The 17,681-nt window shown below is 41.0% G+C and carries 17 protein-coding genes and 1 tRNA gene; 5 read left to right on the top strand and 13 right to left on the bottom strand.

Annotation, left to right across the window (positions count from 1 at the left end):
* The first annotated feature begins 262 nt into the window (after positions 1 to 262).
* Positions 263 to 1,363 carry a 3-dehydroquinate synthase gene (gene aroB, locus IM500_RS13120; RefSeq protein ID WP_190719518.1) on the top strand — a complete coding sequence of 367 codons (1,101 nt, stop codon included), beginning with the start codon at positions 263 to 265 and terminating at the stop codon, positions 1,361 to 1,363.
* On the opposite strand, the gene IM500_RS13115 is transcribed toward aroB, so the two are convergent.
* Positions 1,340 to 2,476, bottom strand: a complete 1,137-nt coding sequence (locus IM500_RS13115; protein ID WP_190719521.1) for a geranylgeranyl reductase family protein — start codon at positions 2,474 to 2,476, stop codon at positions 1,340 to 1,342. The genes aroB and IM500_RS13115 overlap by 24 nt on opposite strands.
* 239 nt (positions 2,477 to 2,715) lie before the next feature.
* Between IM500_RS13115 and IM500_RS13110 the strand changes: the two genes are divergently transcribed.
* Positions 2,716 to 3,900 (top strand): AAA family ATPase, encoded by a 1,185-nt coding sequence (locus IM500_RS13110; RefSeq protein WP_287738630.1) that lies wholly within the window; start codon positions 2,716 to 2,718, stop codon positions 3,898 to 3,900.
* Positions 3,900 to 4,418: a DUF4276 family protein gene (locus IM500_RS13105; protein WP_287738629.1), complete on the top strand. Its 519-nt coding sequence runs from the start codon at positions 3,900 to 3,902 to the stop codon at positions 4,416 to 4,418. Before IM500_RS13110 ends, IM500_RS13105 begins: the two co-directional genes overlap by 1 nt.
* A 59-nt stretch (positions 4,419 to 4,477) precedes the next feature.
* Here IM500_RS13105 and IM500_RS13100 read toward each other — a convergent pair whose 3' ends face one another.
* The 11 genes from IM500_RS13100 to IM500_RS13050 form a co-directional block, all read right to left on the bottom strand.
* Positions 4,478 to 5,473, bottom strand: a complete 996-nt coding sequence (locus tag IM500_RS13100) for a hypothetical protein (RefSeq protein WP_287738628.1) — start codon at positions 5,471 to 5,473, stop codon at positions 4,478 to 4,480.
* Positions 5,474 to 5,812: 339 nt separating this feature from the next.
* The gene (locus IM500_RS13095; RefSeq protein WP_287738626.1) at positions 5,813 to 6,835 is read right to left on the bottom strand and encodes a CobW family GTP-binding protein; all 1,023 of its coding nucleotides are present in this window, start codon (positions 6,833 to 6,835) and stop codon (positions 5,813 to 5,815) included.
* A complete protein-coding gene (locus IM500_RS13090) occupies positions 6,835 to 8,100 on the bottom strand; it encodes a metal-dependent hydrolase family protein (protein ID WP_190719536.1) in 1,266 nt (421 codons plus the stop codon). Before IM500_RS13090 ends, IM500_RS13095 begins: the two co-directional genes overlap by 1 nt.
* A 130-nt stretch (positions 8,101 to 8,230) precedes the next feature.
* The gene (locus IM500_RS13085) at positions 8,231 to 8,689 is read right to left on the bottom strand and encodes a hypothetical protein (protein ID WP_190719540.1); all 459 of its coding nucleotides are present in this window, start codon (positions 8,687 to 8,689) and stop codon (positions 8,231 to 8,233) included.
* 123 nt (positions 8,690 to 8,812) lie between these two features.
* Positions 8,813 to 10,093 (bottom strand): hypothetical protein, encoded by a 1,281-nt coding sequence (locus IM500_RS13080; protein ID WP_052277384.1) that lies wholly within the window; start codon positions 10,091 to 10,093, stop codon positions 8,813 to 8,815.
* Positions 10,094 to 10,272: 179 nt separating this feature from the next.
* Positions 10,273 to 11,697, bottom strand: coding sequence for a phosphatidylinositol-specific phospholipase C domain-containing protein (locus IM500_RS13075; RefSeq protein WP_287738624.1), 1,425 nt, complete (start codon positions 11,695 to 11,697; stop codon positions 10,273 to 10,275).
* Positions 11,698 to 11,876: 179 nt separating this feature from the next.
* Entirely contained in the window at positions 11,877 to 12,917 is a 1,041-nt protein-coding gene (locus IM500_RS13070) for a lipase family protein (RefSeq protein WP_287738623.1), read from the bottom strand.
* A 194-nt stretch (positions 12,918 to 13,111) separates the two neighbouring features.
* Positions 13,112 to 13,897 carry a hypothetical protein gene (locus IM500_RS13065; RefSeq protein ID WP_002799158.1) on the bottom strand — a complete coding sequence of 262 codons (786 nt, stop codon included), beginning with the start codon at positions 13,895 to 13,897 and terminating at the stop codon, positions 13,112 to 13,114.
* A gap of 125 nt (positions 13,898 to 14,022) precedes the next feature.
* Positions 14,023 to 14,352, bottom strand: coding sequence for a hypothetical protein (locus IM500_RS13060; protein ID WP_190719549.1), 330 nt, complete (start codon positions 14,350 to 14,352; stop codon positions 14,023 to 14,025).
* Positions 14,353 to 14,875: 523 nt separating this feature from the next.
* Positions 14,876 to 15,268, bottom strand: a complete 393-nt coding sequence (locus tag IM500_RS13055) for a DUF4278 domain-containing protein (protein ID WP_287738620.1) — start codon at positions 15,266 to 15,268, stop codon at positions 14,876 to 14,878.
* Positions 15,269 to 15,422: 154 nt separating this feature from the next.
* The gene (locus IM500_RS13050; RefSeq protein WP_190719567.1) at positions 15,423 to 15,824 is read right to left on the bottom strand and encodes an FHA domain-containing protein; all 402 of its coding nucleotides are present in this window, start codon (positions 15,822 to 15,824) and stop codon (positions 15,423 to 15,425) included.
* A gap of 291 nt (positions 15,825 to 16,115) precedes the next feature.
* Between IM500_RS13050 and IM500_RS13045 the strand changes: the two genes are divergently transcribed.
* Positions 16,116 to 16,289 (top strand): hypothetical protein, encoded by a 174-nt coding sequence (locus IM500_RS13045; protein ID WP_190719552.1) that lies wholly within the window; start codon positions 16,116 to 16,118, stop codon positions 16,287 to 16,289.
* Between the two features lie 21 nt (positions 16,290 to 16,310).
* Complete coding sequence (locus IM500_RS13040; RefSeq protein WP_190719555.1) at positions 16,311 to 17,360, top strand: AI-2E family transporter; 1,050 nt, start codon at positions 16,311 to 16,313, stop codon at positions 17,358 to 17,360.
* 1 nt (position 17,361) lies between these two features.
* On the opposite strand, the gene IM500_RS13035 is transcribed toward IM500_RS13040, so the two are convergent.
* Positions 17,362 to 17,434 (bottom strand) — tRNA-Gln (locus IM500_RS13035).
* Positions 17,435 to 17,681: the final 247 nt, after the last annotated feature.

Below are 17,681 nucleotides of genomic sequence, written 5' to 3'. Positions count from 1 at the left end.
TTTCAGTGAGCAGGGAGCATCTCATTTATGCAAGTGAGTAATTATACTTGTCCCTAAAACTGGTTTCTAGTAAGGCTTTCAAAATAGTTTGACATAAAACCTGATTTAGGGGTTACAAAGGTGAGATGCTCCGAGTGAGCAGTATGTATTAAGTGAGTAGTATTAAATGGCAGTTTCCCACTTTCTTTTCACTGTTTACTGATCACTGTTTACTGATTACTGTTTACTGTTTACTGATCACTGAAACATCACCCCACACCCTATGGCTATTTGTATTCCCGTTAATTTACCCGATCGCTCCTATAATATTCTGATCGAGAAGGACAGTTTAGCTAATCTCGGTGGAGAAATGAGCCAGTTAAACTTAGGTAAAAAGGTTTTATTGGTTTCTAATCCCGAAATTTTTGACTATTACGGGCAAATAGCCGTTAATTCTCTAGAAAAAGCGGGATTTGTCGTTTTTACTCATCTGATCCCCGCCGGCGAAAATTATAAAACCCTCGATGCGATCGCCCAAGTTTATGATAGCGCCCTCGCTCACCGGTTGGAACGTTCCTCGACTATGGTTGCCCTCGGTGGTGGTGTAATCGGGGATATGACGGGATTTGCGGCAGCCACATGGTTACGGGGCGTTAATTTTGTCCAAGTTCCCACCACCCTGTTAGCGATGGTGGATGCTTCCATCGGGGGTAAAACTGGTGTCAATCATCCCCAGGGCAAAAATCTGATCGGGGCGTTTTATCAACCGAAATTAGTTCTGATCGATCCTGACGTGCTTAAAACTCTACCCGTGCGAGAATTTCGGGCAGGAATGGCAGAAGTGATTAAATACGGTGTAATTTGGGATGCTGAGTTATTTCAACAGTTAGAAGACTCGGACAATTTAGCTAGTTTTTCTCAGATCGATGGCGAGCTATTGCAAACAATTATTACAAAGTCTTGCCAAGCTAAAGCAGATGTGGTAAGCAAAGACGAAAAAGAAGCGGGTTTGCGGGCGATCTTAAACTATGGTCACACGATCGCCCACGGCATTGAAAGTTTAACGGGATATACTAGCGTTAACCACGGGGAAGCGGTGGCCCTGGGGATGGTGGCGGCAGGAGCGATCGCTGTTAAACTGGGAATGTGGACCGCCGGGGAAAATCAACGTCAAACCGATCTAATCGAAAAAGCCGCCTTAGAAACCCGTATTCCGCCTTTAAATGCCGATGAGATGGTAAATGCTCTCACTGCCGATAAAAAGGTTAAAGATGGCCAAGTTAGATTTATTTTACCAACGGCGATCGGCCAAGTCACCATTAGCGATCGAGTCACCCCCACCCTGGTGCGTGAGGTGTTATCACCAACCGAATCCGGGCAGTAAACGCTTTTTCAATTGTTGCATCGCTTGTTCCGTAACATCCCGGTATTTTAAATCTCCCACGAGAATACGTCCCATCAGTTGACCGGCGATCGGCCGTTTAACGGCGACATTGTAAGCGATTTGGGTAAATTGATAGAATAAACCAGCTAATTTGGCTGCTAAAGCCATATCTTCCCCCCATTCTTCCCGAATTATCCGACTATAGCCCGCTAAAGCCCGATTATCTCCGGCTAAAGCTCGATCGATCGCTTCGGCTGCCTTAACTCCCGTCAAAATTGCCGGACGGATACCCTCACCGATGAGCGGATCGAGAATCCCCGCCGCTTCCCCTGTAATTAGGGCATTTTGGGCGTGTAGCGGTTGATTTCCGTTCCAAAGGGCTAAAGCATACTCACCATAGCGATAATCCTCTAAATTCCAGCCCTTTTGACGGGCATAATTTAACAGTTGTTTTTTTAGCTCCTCGGATTTGATGCTGCCCTTAAAACAAGCGCCGCTAATTGTGTAACCATTAGACTTGGGAAAAGCCCAGATATAGCCATTTTTTAGGGAACCAAAATCAAAAAAAGCTTTTTGGGGGGGAATAGTAGCCCCTGCGTTAGTAATTTCGAGAGTAGCACCGAGCGCTTCGTTTTTCGCCGGTAATCCCAACCAGCGACTGGTATTGCCCCTAACACCATCGGCAGCAATCAGATATTTGCCTGAAAATGTTCCTTGGGATGTGGTAACTTGCCAGTGATCTTGGACGAATTTGATCTGGGTAACTTCGCTGTTATCTTGGATGGTTGCCCCGACTGCGATCGCCTGTTGACCTAAAAAATCATCGAAATGATCCCTTTGTACCATCCACATCGGTTCTAGCATATTTAACTTAGTGGTGACGGCATCCCCCTGTTTCCAAGTAAACTGTACTTGCGTGACGGTATTCTCGATCACGGGGGTAAAGTCAAAATCAAACCACTGCTTAATTGCCGGGGATACCCCCCCACCACAGGGTTTATAACGGGGTAATTTAACTTTATCGAGGATTAGGATCGATCGTCCCTTTTTAGCTAGATGATAACCCGCCGTCGCTCCTGCTGGTCCCGCACCGATGATAATACAGTCAAACATTTGTACTAATTTAAGTCGTTGAACAAATTTATAGACAATTTACGCTATTTTGGGCAACTTGTGTTGAGTCTGGTGAAGCTAAGACGGGATTCTGTGATTGTTGAGCTTGCTTCTCTAGTTTCTAGCTGATTTACCCCCCAATTTCCCAGAGAACCTAATCTCTGGCTTTTTTGGCTAATTGATCAATCTTCACCTGATCAATCGTATAATCAAAAAAACTATAATGACTCGATTATATCATGAAAATTGTTTCTATTAAAATAAAAAACTATCGTATGTTTAAAAATATACACATAAGAGATATTCCCCCTTTTTGCGTGATTATTGGAGCTAACGGCACGGGAAAATCTACTCTATTTGATATTTTTGGGTTTCTGCGAGATGCCCTTAAAAACAACATTCGCCAAGCTTTACAAATTCGCGGCGGTTATAGAGAAATTATCACTAGAGGTCAAGAACAGGAAGATATTGAAATCGAGCTGCAATTTCGCATGAAAATCTTAGATACAGAACGTCTGGTTACTTATCAAATCATAATTGGACAAAACAATAATCGCCCCGTTATCAAACGCGAAATACTTCGCTATAAAAGGGGTGAACACGGTAAACCTTTTCATTTTTTAGATTTTCAACTTGGCCAAGGATATGCTATCACCAACGAAGAAGATTTTAGTAAACCGGATAAAGAACTCGATCGAGAAGAACAACAGCTAGAATCTAACGACATACTAGCAATCAAAGGATTAGGACAATTTCAACGTTTTAAAGCCGCTACAGCCTTTCGTTCTCTGATTGAAAATTGGCACGTTTCTGACTTTCATATTAGCGAAGCTAGAGGAAGTCAAGAAATATCTTATGCTGAACACTTATCCCCTACTGGCGACAATATAGCTACAGTTGCTCAATATATTTATCAACAATATCCCAAAATTTTTCAGCAAATTCTCGAAAAAATGAAACAACGAGTTCCGGGTATTTCCTCTGTGGAAGCCAAAGAAACCGAAGACGGTCGCTTGATTTTACGTTTTCAAGATCAGGCCTTTAAAGACCCTTTTATCGATCGCTATGTTTCTGACGGGACTATGAAAATATTCGCTTATTTAATATTACTATTCGATCCCAATCCTCATCCCCTACTCTGTGTCGAAGAACCAGAAAACCAACTTTATCCTACTTTATTAAAAGAACTAGCCGAAGAATTCGCCCACTATAGCGATCAGGGGGGTCAGGTATTTGTTTCTAGCCACTCCCCCGATTTTATCAACGCGGTTCCACTAGCTAGTATTTTCTGGCTAATTAAATCCCAAGGTATCACCCAAATCCATAGGGCTGCCGATAGCGAAATCCTCAAAAACTTAGTAGCGGCAGGCGATTTACCCGGCTATCTTTGGAATCAAGGCTGGTTTAAAGGAGTAGAACCCTAATGAACTATGATATCGTATTTTTGCTAGAAGAGTCATCTATAAAAAATGTGTTAGAAGAACTTTTGCCTAAGCTTATTCCCCCAGAAATCAGCTATATATGTATTAGTCATCAAGGTAAACAAGACCTAGCAAAATCTATTCCTAGAAAACTCAAAGCTTTCAATAAATCTAGTCCCAATACCAAATTTATTATTGTTCACGATCAGGATTCCCACGACTGTCAAAAACTCAAAAAAGACCTAGGGGAAATTTGTCAAAATGCCAGTGATGCTCAAGTCTTAATTCGGATTATTTGCCATGAATTAGAATCTTGGTTTCTGGGAGATTTAGCAGCGGTAGCCAAGGCGTATAATTTAAATAGTCTCGGCCAAAAACAAAATAAAAGTAAATACAGAGAACCGGACCTGCTTAACTCGGCCAAACAAGAATTAAAAAAGCTAGTGAAAGAGTATTATGCAGGAACCCACTCTAAACAGATTGCCCCCCATCTTTTCCTAACTGAAAATAAATCCCTTTGACCACTGCTGTTATTGTATGTCTTGAATCCGCAAAGGTCCGTATAATTTAGCCAATAAAATTATTTTTCAATTAATCCAGATTCAGTTTTTTTAAGTAAATCTGAGGCAAATCTTTCACTAAATCCCACTAAAAAAGCACAGGAAAAGATAAATAAATCCTGACGGGCTTTGTTTGTTATTAAACTAGAAGAATTTTTATCCTGGGTAATCATAAAATCAATTTTAATCAACGTATCTGAGCTAATTAAACTAAAGATAAAAATACCGAAAATTAGACCAATTAAGGGTCTAAACAAACCAATAAAAAGAGGAATGAGGGGGTCGTCATATTTTTTGTCTGTAAAGTCGATAATTCTGAGTAAAATACTCGCAACACTTCCCAACACTCCTGCTGTTGCCGCATAAACTAAACCATAAAATATATGCCGATTAGGATTTATCGTATCACTCGATGATTTTAACTGTTCTGAATAACTACTAGAAGGAATGGGTACTGGGGAGTTTGCTTGAGGTAATGGTTTTGAAATAAGTGCCTCCTCTTGAGAGTGTTTCTGGTGTAAATTATCATCAAATATGTAAATTTCTTGAGCAGAAAATTTGAGTGCAATCATAGATAAAAAAGTTGTAATAGATAAACCTAAAAATATTTTGAATGGGACTGATCTTGTAGAATAGATAGAACTAAATCCATTTAAAATATGTCCCCATAAAAAATAGCGACTATTATTAATTTCCTTTTCTAGATTAATTCTGAATCCTCGAATAGCATCAACTCCGACTTTATTAGTTTTTGCCATGAGCAATATATATTTAATTTCCTCTAATAACAAAATCAATTTAGTTGGATCATTGTTAAAAATAAACCAACCAATTTTCCAGCTATTACTTTTTTTATAAATCAAATAATTCAGGTGATGAATCTGTTGAACTAACTTAGTGAGTTCTAGTTGTAATTCAGGAGAAATTATCGGCAAAACCTCTAATAAAACTTCCCTAATATCCGCATTTAAGGCGTTAACATCGTCATTTTTTTTGACTGGAGTGGAAGTTATCATATTTTTTGGGACTTTTTAGATTGATTAATAGAATGAAAAGGCTATCTCTCCTCCGTATGCCCTCCGGAGACTAATTCAATTTTGTTGATACATACCGACCCAAGGTATGTTTTGCCTCTAGCATGGAGTTCCCCGCGGCCGTCAGCTTCCCCTTACTCATCGTCAACCCGTTGCAGGACTTTCTCTAGGATAGGGCGGGTTTTCTAGATTACTAAAATTCTAACATCAAGTTCCCCTAGAAGGAGGAGGTTTTAAACCCAGTTTTTTGATAACTTTCTAGCCACTTTCTCGTTGTCACATTAGTAAAACGTTTGACCCTGGATAATTGTGATATATTTGTTACATTTCGTTACTTAAAATCAAATTATCTTTGGTTTGAGTTTTTAAATTTACCTCAAAATCCTCTACTCTTAAACAGCTATCTAATTGCTGCTGTAATATTTTTGTATTCATTGCCTCCGTGCTAATTAATACCAATTGGGTAAAGGGTGGATTATTACCCCATTCTTCGCCTATTTCTAAGGTAATTCTCGGCCCCACTTGTTGCAAAATTACTCCTCTATTGGGATGTTCAACAGTAGATAAAATACCCTTGGCTCGCCATACAGTTACGGGTAATTTCCCTAATATTTTTCCCAGGGTTAATAACTTAAAAGGGCGAACACTTTCATAACTCCAAGTATGAAAGTTATCAGAGTGATTAGATTTTAATTGACTAGATACAGAATGAACGGGAAATGAGTCCCTAAATCCTAATAATAAATCTAGGGAAACATCCCCATAACTCCCTTTTAACAAACGCACCCAAGGTGCTATTTTTTGGATAATTTGACTAGCATTAATTTGTGCTTTTTCATCAATCAAATCAATTTTATTGAGAACCACAATATCAGCAGCCGAAATTTGATCAATTAGCAAATCTTGATAGTTAATTTTTCCAGATGGTTCACAAATTTGGGGTAGATAGGTCGCATCAACTAGGGTAATAATGCTTTCCAAGCGAATTATTCTACTTAAAACTGGACGCTTTAGGGTTTGTAACAGGGTATAAGGGTTAGCAATTCCACTGGCTTCAATTAAAATCTGATCTGGACGGAGAGATAGGATTTTGGGAAGAGAATTAACCAGATTATTTTGTAAACTACAACAAACACAACCTCCCTCAAGAGTGATTAGATCATCGTCTCTATTTTTAATTAACATCTGATCAATATTAAGACTACCAAAATCATTGACCAGTATGCCGAAACGGCGATCACTTTTACCCTTAAGAATGGAGTTAAGTAAAGTAGTTTTACCCGCACCTAAAAAACCCGTCAGCAGTGTTACTGGTGTCTTCCAGAGATTTGATGACAAAACCATTATACTTGTCCTCCCGATGGTTGTTTATAGATGACTCCCCGTTTCATCACAAAATCAACGTTACCAGTAACATTAATATCCTCAAAAGGATTACCCGGCATAGCGATAATATCAGCAAATTTCCCCACCGCTAACGCACCAATATTCGGCTGCATTAATAATTCAGCCGCTACAGTAGTTGCTGCTTTTAAAGCGCGTAAAGGAGTAATACCATTTTGAACCATCGCCGGAAACTCTTTCCAGTTATCTATATGAGGAAAAGTTCCCGCATCAGTACCAAAAGCAATCTTAACGTTACTTTTAGCTAAATTATCAGCACAAGCAATCAGTTGAGAGGCATATTTTTGATATTTAGCGTGTTGCCAAGGAGAACGACTTTTCCAATATTCAGGATTATTGGCATTGCGAGCTTTTTCTAAAACAGTGTATTGAGTTGGTACCAGATAAACTCCTTTCTCTTCCATCAATTGCAAAGTCTCGGAACTGGCAAGATTACCATGTTCAATGGAACGTACCCCCGCATTAACAGCACGTTGAACCCCTTCCCCTCCATAAGCGTGAGGACAAGCAGAAATACCGAAATCTTTGGCGGTACTAACCAGAATATTCATCTCCTCTTGGGAATAGGTGGTTTGACTCGGATCATCCGTAGGAGAGCTAAAACCCCCTGTGGCACAGAATTTAATCCAATCTGCTCCTGAGCGAATTTCTTCCCGTACTATGCGGATAATTTCTGCTGTTCCGTCTGCTACTTCAAATTTTTCTGGTCTGAACTGAAAAGCAACTAAAGAGGTAAAATCACCATGTCCTCCTTGGGCTGAAATCAGGTGAGGTGCTACCAATAGATCTGGTCCAATAATCCAGCCATTGGCGATCGCTTTTTTGAGATCGACGGTAATAAATTCTGGATCGGGACAACCCACTTCCCTTACAGTAGTAAAACCGTTCATTAACAGTATTTTCAGGGGATTTAAGCTATAAAGGGTCATTAATGGCACTGTCACCATATAAGGATTTTCTGGAATTGTAGGATCCCCTTCACAGAAGGTGATATGAACATGACAATCAATGAAACCAGGGGTAACGGTGTGTCCTTTTAGTTCAATAATTTGAGCGTTGCTGTGATCGACTGTTGTAGCGATCGCAGTGATATTCCCATTTTCGACGCGAATTTCCGTGGCACCAAGGGGATTATCAGCCAAACCATCCCAATATTGATCGGTGACGATTACATAATTTGGGCTAGTGGAATTAGTACCAGTCATCGTTGTTTCTCCTGTTGTTAATTTTTTCAGCGTTTTTATTAGTCTTGAGCTAGGCGATCGCTTAATATCTCGACTTCCACTGGATGAATAAGCCAATTCAAGTTGATAGTTAGCGAATCCGCTTTAATGGTTAGTCTTGATAGACATTCATAGTATGTAGCCAAATGGTATCCGTATCCGCGTTTTCTTGTGTACTCCCTAACAAAATTTCAAAATAGGAACGACTATCATAGACATGACGAAGGATGTTACAACGTTCGCTGTCTTCAATCACTTCAAAACCCGCCGTTTTATTGGGGATTAAAGTAATCGACTGCATCCCATTCTTATCCGCAAAGCAGAGATGAATATCTAAGGGACTTCCCACCCAAGAGGGATCATCAAAACCCAAGACAGAAAACAATCTAGCATTGGCAACCACTAGAGGTATATTGTAGGGTTTAAACTCAAAAGGAATAGCTCCCATATCGGCTTCACCCCGTCTGTCTCCGACAAAATCGCAGGGAAAGTTATTAAAATTCCATAAAAAAGATCCATCCTCATCTTTGACGGTGATGGTATAGCTTTCTTTGCATCGGTATAAAACCATAGATTGATGACCTCCTTGAATATTTTATTAAGTTTTTTTGATTCAAGAGATTGTTAGGTTGGTTGAGGAAAGTTTGGTTTTTTTCCTCACACCAACCAACTGGTACTATAGCGTCCTATTCGCTTAATAACCCGTTTTGGAATCGATTGCCCCAGCATCAATACCTGCAACTGCCCAACCGACAGCAACGGGATCCTCTGTCACCACGCCAAAAACCAACGCGGCGGCGGAAACAAGATCACTGATCCAGGTATGCCCAACACCGCTAGTCACCTGATTTGGTACTAACATTCCATTCTCAGGAATATTTGATTCTGGATTATAAGCTGCCAAGGTACTTAGGAAAACACCACATGAACCAGTTGCACACATATAAGTCAGATTGGCATCAGCAATGATCGCCCAAGGGGACCCTGAGATGGTTGCATCCTGTTGGGCGGCATTGCCCGCCGTATTACTCTTGACATCAACAACCCAGATACTGCCCATAGAGGAATTAGATGGGTTGGACGGAGCCGTGGCAATAAAGATTGCTCCCTCTGGATAATTTCCCGGATCTGCATTACCGGCGTTTGGTGAGTAGGCCAAAGATAAAATGACCTGTCCACTGGGTACTGTCCAAATAGGACTTAACGAGGCATTGAAACCACTATAGGGCTGATAGTGTAAACCGCCAGCCGGGGTTGCCCAGTAAATGCCATTTGGTCCTTTACAAACGTCAGTTGCAGTACATCCGCCGTGATAACCGTAAAGGATAGGAGTTGAAGATGGGTTCTGAGCATTGAAGATAACCCCCGTAGCTTCTTTCACACCGCCGAGTAACAGACAATCGTAATTAGTTAGCGTGTTCGCAGGGAAAAAGGTCAGAGATACGGACGCTCCAGACGCTCCATCTTCGTTATAAGATGTGTTTGAACCCACATAAGACAAGCTCGGCACGCCGTTAGACCAAGTGACTGAATACCAGTAGAGGTTGCCATTAGACGCTGCCACGTAAAGAAGGCTTTCGGGGAAATAATAGAAAAGTCCGGCAATTGGCGCATCGGGTTGTTTTTCCGAAGCGATCTGAGTCGTGACATTACTACTTGTGAAGTGGCTGCCTCCAGTAGCGGGATTAATGCTATTAAGCCAAATATTCTCGTCTTCAGATCCGTACACAAAATAGTAAGGTGGTGAATAGTCAGTGTTGCTGTAATCAAGCAGAAACTCAATAGCAGTGGTACTGGCACCATTATTATCAAGATTACTCACCCCCCCTAAAGTATAACTTGGTGGGGTTGGATTCGGTGAAAATTGCCCAACCGAGATCCCACTTTGGTAAGCAGCGACGACAAAAGTATAGTTCTTATATTCACCAGCAGGAATAGTGATTGCCGAAATACATTGAGTGTAGGGAAAAGACATGATTATCTCCTTTTGAGTTGAAATTAAAGGGAATTACTTAAGAGGTCAGAAGTAAATAATTTAATTATTTTCCCTTTCTTTCCCTCCCCATTTAGAGTCGTGCCGATTCCCACTGCCGACTGTATCAGAGATTTAGGATAACTAGGCTCAATTAGGGGCGATCGCCTATCTAATGGCAGTTACCATAGGGGTAAGTTATTTGCCCGTCGATACCCTTTTAAAATGTTTAAAGGGACTCCATTAATGAGAGCAGAAAAATTATTGACAGTGGTTTCTAGTTGTCCAGTGCTAGTATTGACACGATTCCACCAATCAGTGGCAATAATGTTAGATTTGATGCCATTTAAACCAGCGAAAAAGCTAGAGAGTTCTTTAGGCACATTAGCTGGTACTCCATAAGCACCTTCATAATTATACTGAGCCATTAATGACCAGAGAAAATTATTAGGTTGGTTGATAGCGTCAATTTGTTGTTGTAAATAACTCTGCACGTCTGACCAAAGAGTTACACTTGTACCACACCAATATTGTTTAATAGAACTGCTCCAAAAGGGTGTATTTTGTGCTAACCAATCAGACATACTATCAGGAAATTCGAGAGAGCCAACTACAACTCGGCCAGTAGTTTGCCAAAGGTCTTTTAAGGGTTGAGAAATACCAGAGGGCGGAATTAATTTATCCTGTCCAATAGTGTTGATAATCAGATTAGATAAATCTTGATAGGTTTGGCTTGTCCAATTTCCCTCAAAATCATGTAAGTCAAGAATAACAAATTCTTGGGGATTATCAGCTAAAAATTGCGTTACTTGATTGAGAAAATCTACTAAAGTCAGGGGGAGAGCAAAACTCCCGTGACACATAACAAATTGATTATCCCCTGAGCCACTACTAAGCATTAACCTGAGATCAAGGGCGCGAATACCTTGACTAAGTTGCTGATTGATGTTTTGGTATTGAGTTTGTACCCATGATTGGCTAATACTACCAGCGCAATAAGTTGAGGCATCGTGAGTACCAGGCAGGGTTAACTCATTGAGACAAAGGTTTTGAATACAAGGGGCAAATAATTCCATCCAATTATTAGCCCAGTGTAATACGGAAGGACGTAACACACTTTGATCATCTGCTAATCCGCCACTGCCATAATTAGGGGTTGGATAGGAACTAATTGGGTTTTGGGTATTACTAGGGAAATAACCAAGGGCGATCGTTACTACTCCATCATGAATCCATCCTACAGCAGATGTATTAGTAGTATCTGGAGTAGGATAAACAAAAAGACCATTGGGAATATTTTGCCATTCAACTAAAACCCCATAACCTGCTTCTGAGGGGACAGGCGTTGATAGTCCGTGAACTCCACTCTTTTTAGCACTAATTGTAAAGTTAAAGTTACTTACCCCCTCAAGGGTATATTCAACATCACCCGCATCATCTATACTGTCATGACCTACTGTTTCTTTAAACTCAGCATAAAATTGAGTAAAGGAATTAGGACTAATCTGAGAAGATGGCTCCCACTCCATCTGGTAACTGTGGGATTTTACTTGATTGATGTTATATGGCGTAGCGTTGACAATTTGTATGTGAAATCCAGCACCCATAATAATTTTCTCCTTGATGAAGATGAGTATTGTTGACTTTTTCAAGTCGTTAATTGAGTTACAGTTAAAGATAATTACTTGAGAGGTCAGAAGTGAATAATTTAAATATTAGCCCTTTCTGTTCCTCCCCATTTACAGTCGTGCCGATTCCCACTGCCGACTGTTTAGCGATAGAATAATTAGCTTAACTTAGTGGCAATATCATCTAAATCTTGCTCTGTTAGCGTGAGAGAATCAGCCACATTTTCCGTCAGCGGCCAGTCAATTTCCAGAAGATTGAAATAAGCTTGGATATGCTGAAAATAGGCTTCTTGCAGAAATTGCTTCAGGGGAGTTGTTTGCGGTTGAGAAAAAACGCCACATTCACCTTTCATGGCAAAAGTGCTGGGATTTAAGGCGAGATAATTACAGTTTTTCACTTTCTGAATTTGACTATTAACTAATAGTGCAATTCTCGAAGATTTAGGAATATTACAAGATTGATACAAGGTAGGAATCTGCTGTAATTGCTCAATATTCCAAGCATGGGGAACAATATCCAAACTATTCCAGATTCGGCTGCTTTGATTGAGACCTGGCTCCGTATTTCCGTAGTAATCAGAAAAGGTTTGATCCCCTGGAGTTGCTCCGGCAGAAAATTGGGTATTGACGGTGATTTGTTTACCAGTATGGTTCCAGGTTGCTTGATTTTCGTACAGCCATAATGCCATTACTGGAGATAATGCACCACCTAAACTATGGCCGGTGGTAATGATTTCAATAGGTTGGTCAGATTGGCTGGGAATTTCCTGGGTCAAAAATTCTAACAGGGAGCGGTTAGAGGTATCTTTCAGGTTTTGCAGAATAGTAATTCCGGTATTTGTTCCTTCCGAAATTTTTCCGCGTTCGGGGAATTGCGTTGACCAGGAAACCATGTTATGGGTAGCAGCATCCTCCTGTAACCAGTCAAAAACTGATTTCGGATTCGTAGCAGCGATCGCAACTACCAATTGAGGGTTATTGGTTTCGGCATTTTCTCCCTTTGCCACATACATAATATTATCCCAGTTCTGATTTTTAGGATCATGATAATAAATAACAGGACCCCAAAGAATTGTCCATTGACCAATTTTTCCTTGAACCGTAGGATTGGCTAAATCTGTAATAACTTTCTCGCTATTACTGATATTAGCGAACATGGAAAGACAGAAAAGCGTTTGTTGTTGATCGTAAGTAGGCATTGAAATTTTCTCCAACTGTGAATTGATTTGTCGTATCTTAGACAAATCTAGGTAATGGTCACAACACAAATTTCACAAAAAAGGGATGACCGCTCTTTTTAACTTGATTAAGTTGACCCCAATTTACCCCATCATTAGAGGTGTAAAAATTAGCACCAGAACAGCTATTGGCGGAAAATGTAGGACAAGCATCGCTAAACAGGAAAAACTTTGATCGCTTTTTCGTAGTAAGCCTGACGATCAGCTAGTCCGTTAAGACCACCATTGACTCGTCGGGTGATTTCTTCCACCGTTGCACCGCGATCACAAAGAGCATTCATGTTATTGTTATGCCACCAAAAACCGCCACTGGTAAAAGGATAGGTGGTACTAACATAGTCAACTCCATCCATCACTTTCGGATCATGAATATAATTCGCAAAAGCTTGATAGTTACTGCGTCCCGTTAGTTGAATAACGCCTGCTCCCTTATATTTGGGACCATCTCCTGGATAAATATTTCCTAGGTCTTTCCGTCCGTTATACTCCTCACCGCTACCGAGTTCTTTCATCCATTTCAAGCCTCCACTTTCATGGGCAGTTTGGCTTAAGAAATGACACATTCGGGGGTGAGTGTTAATGTCAAAGCGATTTAAGCAAGAATTGAGGTCTGCTAATTGTCCATCGCTAATGACATTACTGTAGATAGATTCGGCTTGAGCTTTGGAGATTAAATTATTACCCCCTGGTAATTCTTTAAGTTCTAGTAAAAATTTCGCCGAAGATGCTCCCAAGGTATCCAATTCGCCTTCTTTGATTTTTTGTTTGAATTGCTCAAAGGCTTGTTTTGTTTGGGGTCCATAAATGCCATCAACACCATTAGCAGGAAGCAATCCGAGAACTTGCAAACGGGTCTGAACTTCTCGGCAAAGTTCGGAGTCTCCTGCTAAGGAATCAATGGGTTTAACGAGGTTTTGTTGAATGATGTCTTCTAATTTCATGGTGTTTATTTTCCAGTTCAGATTTTCCGATGGTGATCTTGGTTGTTTGGGCTGTTTTTGTATTTCCTGAGTCAGGAATTATAAGAGTGATAAATTGCTTGAATTTTTCATTCCTTGCAAAATTTTTATCCCGTATTTGTTCCCTCAGAAATATGACCTTGTTCTGGGTTTGTGCTAGACCAGAGAACCATATTGTGGGTATTAACATCCTCCTGTAACCAGTCAAATACAGACTGAGGATTTGTCGCTGCAATCGCCACTACATATTGAGGATTATTTGTTGTTAGATTTTGACCTTTAGCGACGCACATAATATTGTCCCAGACTTGACTTTTGGGATCGTGATCATAAATAACAGAACCCCAAACTATCGTCCATTGACCGATTTTTGTTAGGACATTAGAATCCGCCAAATCAGCTATTAATTTGTTACTATCACCGATATTAGCAAACATCGAAAGACAGAAAAGAAAGATAATTCTTTAAAAGTGTAGGAAAGTTGAAGGAACTATTGGGAGGAATTTTCGGCAAATTTATGACTGGACTTCTATGTATATCTGTACTAGCTATAGCTAAAAGTCTTACAGAGCCTGAGTTAAAGTTATGTAATACTAACAGACTACTGGACGCAAACTCCTGAAGTTCTTACGCAGATAGGGTTTAAAGCCAAATTTTTCCAATTTGACCTTTCCAGCACTATAGCTTGTTTCGGGATGGACTACAGGGCAATCGCACACAATTCTTAACATTTTTCGACTTTGTCCAAGGAAAAAAAAGATTTTTTGCCTAAATTTTACGCAAATCTAATTGGGGTTGGCTGCATAAATCTAAAAATCTTGTTGGATAATATCTTGAGGCTTTTTTAAAATCAAAAAGTGCCGGCCCTGGGAGTGAGCGGGGGGAAGATTTAGGCATTTTTGCGCCCAAAAATATTCCCCCCAGCAAAACCGGGGGGAAAGTGGTAAAAAAACTGCTAATTTAGCAGTTTAAGGCTAAGTCTTGGGATTCTTTTTTCAAGAGATTAACGAGGGTTTCGTCACCATTCTCTTGAGCGATTTGTAAACGACGTTCCAGACGAAGACGAATATTGTTCAGATGGATGCTAGAAAGGGTTTCCTCTTGGACAACAACAGGGGGTTTGACAACGGGCAACGGACAAGTGTTTGGGGTGACTTGCCCAGCAAGATGAGGACGGGTGCTGTAGGCAACTCCACGATACTGACGATGCAGTTTCGGTTCTAATTGGAGCATATGGCGAGGATAATGGTGATTCCAGTCTTGACCTCGGTATTTACCGCCGATATCTCCAGTCTTCATCTCCAAGGGGAGAGAATCCCTTTCGTACTTAACTCCTCGATAGGCTAACGTCATATCACCGACTCCCTGCAATGCTTTAAAGTGACTTTAATCCCCCTTGTCGTCCCTATATAGGGACAACAAATGAAAAGATCTTATTTATTATTCTGTATCTATTTTTACATTTTGTTAGGGAAATTGAAAAAACTTTATAAAAATTTAATATTTTCTAGCTGGCGATAGTATCCTTTTCTGGCTGGGTTTGGTCGCCCACCAAAGGAGCCTCTAGGGGTTTGAGGATTAATTTTGGTTGCTCGTCCTCATCGATGAGACGAATTTGAATTTGCGGGCCAGAGGTGGCTAAACGAACCACCATACCATCGACGACGGCGGTTTTCTCGATCGGTTTGCCATTGACAAACGTCCCATTTGCCCCTAAATTTTCCAATTCCCAATCATCGTGATCATCATTATGGCGGATTTCTAAGTGCCGCCTCGAAACCACAGCACTATAGAGAACTACATGATTATCCAGCGCCCTGCCGATGAGAATGGTTGATTGATCATTGTCAAATTGCCAATGTTGTAGGGGCGTGGCTTGACTGGGGTGTAAAAGAGTTAAAGTGATCACGGTGACTATTTGCGGCACGATAGGGGCGGTGGACAGGGTAAATCTTGCTGTCAAGATTCATCCTTGCCATTAAGTCTTAAGTCCTAGCAATGAATATCTCTAGTTAATTGACCAAGCCTTTTCTTTCCATTGTCTCACACTTTCCCGTTCCCTCAGAACCGACCTCCCCCAGAAAATCTAGCCCCTTCGCCCTAGTATTAATAAAACTGATGGGGTATGATTTCCACATTTTGAGCAATTTTTAACCTCTTCAGGGATAAGATAGTGCTGGTGTCACCTAAACATTGATCTATGAGCGGCTTTATTATAAAAATAATCTTGATATCGGCTTTGATTGCCCTGGGAATTAAATATCTTGCCCCTTTATTATCGATCGCTCCCAGTCCTCTTAACACTTTAATTCTGGTTTTTACTCCTTTTCTGCTCACGGTTTTTGCCCTCTGGAGACGGACAATAACTGATTAGGAATTTTTCTCCTTACTCATCATGACTTTTGGCAGCAGCCTCGGTTTAGTTCTGTTAGTCTTTTGTCTGTTGATTCTCTGGCAGATTCGACAGATTCTCTTATTATTATTGATGGCGATTCTTCTGGCTCAGATTTTAAATTTGGCTGTGACTTGGTGGCAGCGTCATCACCTCAAGCGTTCCTACGCCCTAATTATCACTCTTTTTGGCTTCTTTATTGGTATTATCGGTATGTTTGTGGGGATTATACCCGCTTTAGTCCAACAATTTCGCCAATTATTTAGTTTATTACCCCAAGCTATAGAAAGACTCTGGGGACAAGTCCATAGTCTTGAGGATTATCTCGATCCTAGTCTGGCCACTGTCTTACCTGACTTTAAAACACTGCTCGCTCAATTACAACCCCTGATTAACCAAATTGCTGGCCGGGGTTTAAGCATTTTTTACGGTACTTTCGGCATTATCCTCAGCTTACTGCTAATTGTTGCCCTGGGCTTGATGATTCTCGCCGATCCTGCCGCTTACTACCGTTGTTTTCTGCGTTTATTTCCTGCTTTCTACCGTTCTAGGGTACGATCGATCCTAGAACAGTGCGATCAAGATTTAAAAGCTTGGCTGAAAGGGATTTTCTGTCATATGTTGATTATGACCTTGGGCAGTTGCCTGGGTCTATCCCTGATCGGCATTCCCCTCGCTTTTTCCCAATCTATTCTCGCGGGATTTCTCACCTTTATCCCCAACCTCGGGCCAGTTTTAAGCACGATTTTACCCTTTTCTATCGCCCTTCTGGAAGCTCCCTGGCAACCCTGGGCGGTTTTACTGCTCTACAGCAGTATTTATCTGTTAATTCAATATTTCGACCGTCATTCACCGCTGCCGATTTTAACAGTGCGGTCGCTCAAGCTCTTACCCGCTTTTACCCTGTTGGCCCAGTTGTTTTTCGCCTCGATTTTTGGCTTTTTAGGGCTATTTCTGGCGGTTCCCCTGACGCTTATCGGTCGTATTTGGCTAAAGGAAGCTTTGATCGAGGATATTCTCGATCATTGGCCGATTGGGGATAAAAAATACTAAACTGGGGATCTAGGATTCGAACCTAGGAAATGGCGGGACCAAAACCCGCTGCCTTACCGCTTGGCTAATCCCCATTGGACAGACCTTTTTAATATTAGCATTTATCTCCCCGGTTTTGTCAAGAAGTTTATAAAAATTTTTTACTTAGGGCTTGCGGCAAAAAGTTTTTCGTGGGGGCAGGGTGTGGGGTGTGGGGTGTGGGGTGATGGTGGTGAGGGTGATGGCGGTGAGGGTGATGGTGAAGGTGATGGTGGTGAGGGTGATGGCGGTGAGGGTGATGGTGAAGGTGATGGTGGTGAGGGTGATGGCGGTGAGGGTGAT

This window comes from Microcystis sp. M179S2 (assembly GCF_020245805.1).
Lineage (GTDB): Bacteria > Cyanobacteriota > Cyanobacteriia > Cyanobacteriales > Microcystaceae > Microcystis > Microcystis aeruginosa.
This window is presented reverse-complemented; position numbering and strand designations above follow the sequence as displayed.

Excerpts from the sequence above, each read along its gene's own strand:
- aroB (WP_190719518.1), top strand. The coding sequence starts at position 263 with ATGGCTATTTGTATTCCCGTTAATTTACCCGATCGCTCCTATAATATT.
- IM500_RS13115 (WP_190719521.1), bottom strand. The coding sequence starts at position 2,476 with ATGTTTGACTGTATTATCATCGGTGCGGGACCAGCAGGAGCGACGGCG.
- IM500_RS13110 (WP_287738630.1), top strand. The coding sequence starts at position 2,716 with ATGAAAATTGTTTCTATTAAAATAAAAAACTATCGTATGTTTAAAAAT.
- IM500_RS13105 (WP_287738629.1), top strand. The coding sequence starts at position 3,900 with ATGAACTATGATATCGTATTTTTGCTAGAAGAGTCATCTATAAAAAAT.
- IM500_RS13100 (WP_287738628.1), bottom strand. The coding sequence starts at position 5,473 with ATGATAACTTCCACTCCAGTCAAAAAAAATGACGATGTTAACGCCTTA.
- IM500_RS13095 (WP_287738626.1), bottom strand. The coding sequence starts at position 6,835 with ATGGTTTTGTCATCAAATCTCTGGAAGACACCAGTAACACTGCTGACG.
- IM500_RS13090 (WP_190719536.1), bottom strand. The coding sequence starts at position 8,100 with ATGACTGGTACTAATTCCACTAGCCCAAATTATGTAATCGTCACCGAT.
- IM500_RS13085 (WP_190719540.1), bottom strand. The coding sequence starts at position 8,689 with ATGGTTTTATACCGATGCAAAGAAAGCTATACCATCACCGTCAAAGAT.
- IM500_RS13080 (WP_052277384.1), bottom strand. The coding sequence starts at position 10,093 with ATGTCTTTTCCCTACACTCAATGTATTTCGGCAATCACTATTCCTGCT.
- IM500_RS13075 (WP_287738624.1), bottom strand. The coding sequence starts at position 11,697 with ATGGGTGCTGGATTTCACATACAAATTGTCAACGCTACGCCATATAAC.
- IM500_RS13070 (WP_287738623.1), bottom strand. The coding sequence starts at position 12,917 with ATGCCTACTTACGATCAACAACAAACGCTTTTCTGTCTTTCCATGTTC.
- IM500_RS13065 (WP_002799158.1), bottom strand. The coding sequence starts at position 13,897 with ATGAAATTAGAAGACATCATTCAACAAAACCTCGTTAAACCCATTGAT.
- IM500_RS13060 (WP_190719549.1), bottom strand. The coding sequence starts at position 14,352 with ATGTTTGCTAATATCGGTGATAGTAACAAATTAATAGCTGATTTGGCG.
- IM500_RS13055 (WP_287738620.1), bottom strand. The coding sequence starts at position 15,268 with ATGACGTTAGCCTATCGAGGAGTTAAGTACGAAAGGGATTCTCTCCCC.
- IM500_RS13045 (WP_190719552.1), top strand. The coding sequence starts at position 16,116 with ATGAGCGGCTTTATTATAAAAATAATCTTGATATCGGCTTTGATTGCC.
- IM500_RS13040 (WP_190719555.1), top strand. The coding sequence starts at position 16,311 with ATGACTTTTGGCAGCAGCCTCGGTTTAGTTCTGTTAGTCTTTTGTCTG.